Origin of the sequence: Geminicoccus flavidas (assembly GCF_009806515.1) — a bacterium.
In the GTDB taxonomy this organism is placed as follows: Bacteria; Pseudomonadota; Alphaproteobacteria; order Geminicoccales; family Geminicoccaceae; genus Geminicoccus; species Geminicoccus flavidus.
The window spans coordinates 1-4,234 of the sequence record NZ_WUJP01000701.1 but is presented as its reverse complement, the minus strand read 5'-3'; the positions used below and the strand labels follow the sequence as shown (position 1 = coordinate 4,234).

Below are 4,234 nucleotides of genomic sequence, written 5' to 3'. Positions count from 1 at the left end.
GGGGTGGCCGCTATGGTGGTCGGTGTTGCCGACCACGCCGAAGACGTGGCCCAGCGCCAGGCCGTGGCGGAGGGTGGATCGGCCGTCCGAGGGGCCCATGGAGTGCAGGAATGGCCGCTCGGTCAGCGAGGTTTCCGAGCAGCCATGCATGGAGATGATCTCGATCACCGGCGAAAGGTGCTGGTCGAGCGAGGCCCAGTTCACGCCGCGCGCACCCTGGCGGTAGCCGATATGGTGCGGGAAGGCCATCGCCGCGCCGGGGTAGCGGGCGTCGAGCTCGGACAGCAGCTCGGCCGGGCTGTCGGCCAGCACCATCTCTCGGCTGGCCAGGTCCCGGTAGAGGATCGTGTAGTCGCCGTGCTGGAAGGAATGGATCTCGTAGCCGGGGAAGACCGTGAACGTCCCGTCCTGGTGGAAGCGGCGCAGCGTCTCAAAATGCCCGGGCCAGAGCCGTGCCAGCCGGGCGAAGCCCTCGACATGGAAGGCCACGATATGGGCGACCTCCGGCTGGTCCACGGGCATGTCCGGCCAGTGGGCATGGCCGGTGACCGACACGAAGTCGAGCTGCTGGCGGGCGCGTGCCAGCGCGTCCTCGAGGCTCCCATGGCCATAGGACAGGCCGCAATGGTTGTGGAGGTCGCCATAGAAGGGCCGCAGCCCGAACGAGGCGGCGAGCGGCGTGAGGCGGGCGGGTAGGCGGGCCTTCAGCATGGCCGGTTGCCGGGAAGGACAAGGCTGTCGAAGGTGACCGTCAGGCGCTGGGTCGCATTGGTCCTGCCGGCCAGGATCGGCCCGGGCCCACTGGTGCCATCCGACAGGCGCTGGCTGGTCACCGGCTCGATCCCCAGGATGCGCCGGTAGGGACGCATGTCCTGCCAGACCTGCAAATGGCTCAACCAGGTCGTCTCGAAGGCGAAGGTGGTGCCAAGGCCAGGCTGGTCCTCCTGCGCCGGCCGTTCCACCCGGCAGCGGCCTGTGGGTGCGTTAACGGCGTGGCAGGTCACCGAGGGCGGCGCTTCCTCGTCGACCTGCATGGTGTCCAGACCTTCCCCGGCGACCGTCGTGCCTGCCTGGACCAGCGGGTAGCCGAGGTTGAAGTGGTAGAGCATGGCAAGGGCCTGCGGCGTCGGGCGCAGGTTCTCGACGCGGTCGAGGATGCGCAGCTCGTTGGCGCCGACCGGCGCCTCGATCCGGCGGTGCAGCCGCAGGCTCGGGCCGTTATGACTGGCCTCGGTGATTTCGCCCTCGCAGAACAGCACCGGCTCCTCGCGGCCCCAGTCTTCGCCATAGGCCAGCAGGCGCGCGGGCGTCAGCGGCAGGTGGCCGTGCAGGGGCAGGCCGCCCGCAGGCTGGCGGACATGGGTCAGGCCGCAGGTGACGAGGAAGCCGGACAGGCTGCGCTCGAAGCCGCGCAGATCATCGGCCTCCTGGGCGTGGAGCTGGCCTGAGCGGAAGCCGTTCGGCCCTTGCCAGGCGACCGGCGTGCCGCGCCACCAGAGCGGGCCGATGTCCATGGAGCGGTCGGCCAGCACCCAGAAGTCCAGGCCGCCGCCGGTGGAGAAGGCCAGCGCTCGGACGTCCCGCTCCGGCCCGTCGTCCAGCACGATCCGGCGCACGGCAGCGAGCTGACGCAGATCGCCGACCCTGGCCGCGGCCTGCTCGCGTGCGCCGGGCAGCCTAGTCATGAGCCGGCGGTGGTCGGTGTCACGTCGATCCGGGCGAAAGCTTCGGGCGGTGCCTGGTTGGCCTGCATCAGGCCCAGCATGAGCCGCGTCATCCGCGCCTCGGCCGCCTCGTCCTCAAGCGGGCGCTCCTGGCCGGGATCGGTTTGGAGGTCATAGAGACGGGTGTCGTTCTCAATGAAGGCGCCGGGACCGTAGACGTTGTACATGGGCGAGCGGTCGGTCACCGGGACCTTGAGCACCGGCGCGCCCTTGGTGAAGCCGAACGGCTCGGCGAGGCTGACACCCTTCAGCTCCTCGGGCGTGAACGGCTCGAAGATGTGGGTCGGCATCAGCGTGTACTGGTAGATCTCCTGCGTCGCGAGGTCGGCCGGGTAGCGGTGATAGGTGAAGCGGCCGTCGGTGACGTTCACCGCCCCGCCGAAATAGCCGAACAGCGCCGCCTCGCGCAGGGCATGGTCCTGTTCCACCACCGGCAGCAGCGAATAGGCTTCCATCTCGGGGGCAGGGGCCACGCCGAAGAAGTCCAGGAAGGTGGGGGCAAGATCGGTGGTCTGGGTCAGGGCCGCCCGGCGCTGACCGCCCGCTTCCGGCTTGCGCGGGTCGTGGATGAACAGCGGGATATGCACGATCTCCTCGTACATGTTCATCCGGTTCTTCGCCCAGAAGTCGTGCTCGCCCAGCAGGAAGCCGTGGTCGGTGGTCACGACGAGCGCGGTGTCCTTCCACATGTCGTGGCGGTCGAACTCGTCGAGCAGCTGGCCCAGCAGGAAGTCGCACAAGGCGACCACGCTGTAATAGTTGGCGCGCAACTCCTCGCATTCCTCGGGCAGCTCGTCGACCCGGCCATAGCGCGGCCAGTCGCGGATCGGCCCGTTCCAGCCGGTCCGGAACGCGTCCTTGAAGCGCTCGGGTGCGTGGAAGGGCTCATGCGGGTCGAAGGTCTCGATCTGGAGCAGCCAGTTGTCGGCATCGCGGTTGCGCTCCAGGAAGTCGAAGCCCGCAGCGAAGCACTGGACCGAAGGGAACTCGCTCTCGTCGCGGATGAACTCGCGATTGATGATGTTCTGCGAGAAATATTCGCGCCGCTCGGTGGTGAACTGGCGCTCGTGATACTTCTCGCGCAGCCGCTCCCAATGCGGCTGGACCATCGCCTTCCAGGGGTCGCCTTCCTGGCCGCGGACGAACTCATAGGAGTCGTAGCGATTGTGGTAGGTGGCGCCGCCGTCTTCCCAGTAATGGAAGTGGTCGGTGACCAGATGGCTGTACACCCCGGCCTTGGCGAGCAGTTCCGGGAAGGAGTTGTCGAACGGCTCCAGCGGGCCCCAGGAGCGGTGCAGAAAGCTCAGGCGCCCGGTCTGCATGTCGCGTCTGGCCGGCATGCAGGGCAGGCTGCCGACATAATGCTTGTCGAAGGTGGCGCTGCGCTTTGCCAGCCGGTCGAAGTTCGGGGTCGGGATCCGGGTGCCGCCATAGGGCGAGAGCATGTGCCGGTTGAGGGAATCGAACAGGACGAAGACGACCTTCATGTTCCGACCTTCGTGGCTGGGCGCTTCATTTGACGGCGCCGTTGGTCAGGCCGCGCACGATGAAGCGCTGGGCCACCAGGAGCAGGACGACCGCGGGCAGGATGGAGAGCATCGCCGCTGCGGCCATCTCGGTGTAGGCGATGGTGTTTTCCTGGGCGTACTTGCCGATGGCGACCGGCACCGTCGCGGTTTCCCGCTGGGTGAGGGTCAGCGCCACGGCGAACTCGTTCCAGCTGAAGATGAAGGCGAGCACGCCGGCGGCCGCCAGGCCCGGGGCCACCAGGGGGACGATCACGCTCCAGAGGATCCGGGGCGTCCTCGCCCCGTCGATCCGTGCCGCCTCCAGCAGTTCCTCGGGCACGTCGTTGACGAACACGCTCATCATCCAGAGCGCCATCGGCAGGTTCAGCGTGGTGTGGGCGAGCACCAGGCCCAGATAGGAATTGTCCAGGCCCAGCGGCCGGAACATCGAGTACCAGGCACCGGCCAGCGTGATCGGCGGCACCATGTGGAATACGACTGCCCAGCCCAGCATGGAATGGCCGACCCAGCGCGGCCAGCGCATCCGGTTGAGTGAATAGGCGGCGAGCGTGGCCACCACCAGGACCAGGGCCGTGCTGAGCAGGCCTACCGTCAGGCTGTTGGTGAAGTTGCGGACATAGTCCGACGAGCGCGCCGTCAGCACCGCCTCGAAGTTCATCAGGACTGGCTGGAACAGGATCTGGCCCATGAGCAGCGAGATCTGCGTCTTGAAGGCGGCAGCCCCGATCCAGAGGAACGGGAACAGCACGATGGCTGCCGCCAGCACCAGCAGCAGGTGGCGCAGCACCAGTGCTACCCGGCTGCTCCCGGCGCTGCGGCTCATCGCCCGGTCTCCCGGCGGCGCAGGAAGGCGGTGATCAGGATGATCAGCAGGGCGATGCCGAAGAAGGTGACGATCGACATGGCTGAGCCGTAGCCGGCGCGGTCCTCGGTGAAGAAGCGGCGATAGATCGAGAAGCTGATCACTTCGGTGGCCGTGCC

The 4,234-nt window shown here is 67.7% G+C and carries 3 protein-coding genes and 1 pseudogene; all 4 read right to left on the bottom strand.

Features of this window, described 5'->3' with window-relative positions; translation table 11 throughout:
- Positions 1-711, bottom strand: a pseudogene (locus EQG76_RS20155) (hypothetical protein); the annotation flags it as partial.
- Positions 705-1,685, bottom strand: a complete 981-nt coding sequence (locus EQG76_RS20150; protein ID WP_159716138.1) for a DUF4432 family protein — start codon at positions 1,683-1,685, stop codon at positions 705-707. The gene EQG76_RS20150 and the pseudogene EQG76_RS20155, both read right to left, overlap by 7 nt.
- Positions 1,682-3,211 (bottom strand): sulfatase, encoded by a 1,530-nt coding sequence (locus tag EQG76_RS20145; protein WP_159716137.1) that lies wholly within the window; start codon positions 3,209-3,211, stop codon positions 1,682-1,684. Before EQG76_RS20145 ends, EQG76_RS20150 begins: the two co-directional genes overlap by 4 nt.
- A gap of 25 nt (positions 3,212-3,236) precedes the next feature.
- On the bottom strand, positions 3,237-4,076 hold the full coding sequence (locus EQG76_RS20140; RefSeq protein ID WP_159716136.1) for a carbohydrate ABC transporter permease: 840 nt from the start codon (positions 4,074-4,076) through the stop codon (positions 3,237-3,239).
- Between the last annotated feature and the right edge of the window lie 158 nt (positions 4,077-4,234).

Coding starts and splice junctions, on each gene's coding strand:
- EQG76_RS20145 (WP_159716137.1), bottom strand. CDS start 3,211: ATGAAGGTCGTCTTCGTCCTGTTCGATTCCCTCAACCGGCACATGCTC.
- EQG76_RS20140 (WP_159716136.1), bottom strand. CDS start 4,076: ATGAGCCGCAGCGCCGGGAGCAGCCGGGTAGCACTGGTGCTGCGCCAC.
- EQG76_RS20150 (WP_159716138.1), bottom strand. CDS start 1,685: ATGACTAGGCTGCCCGGCGCACGCGAGCAGGCCGCGGCCAGGGTCGGC.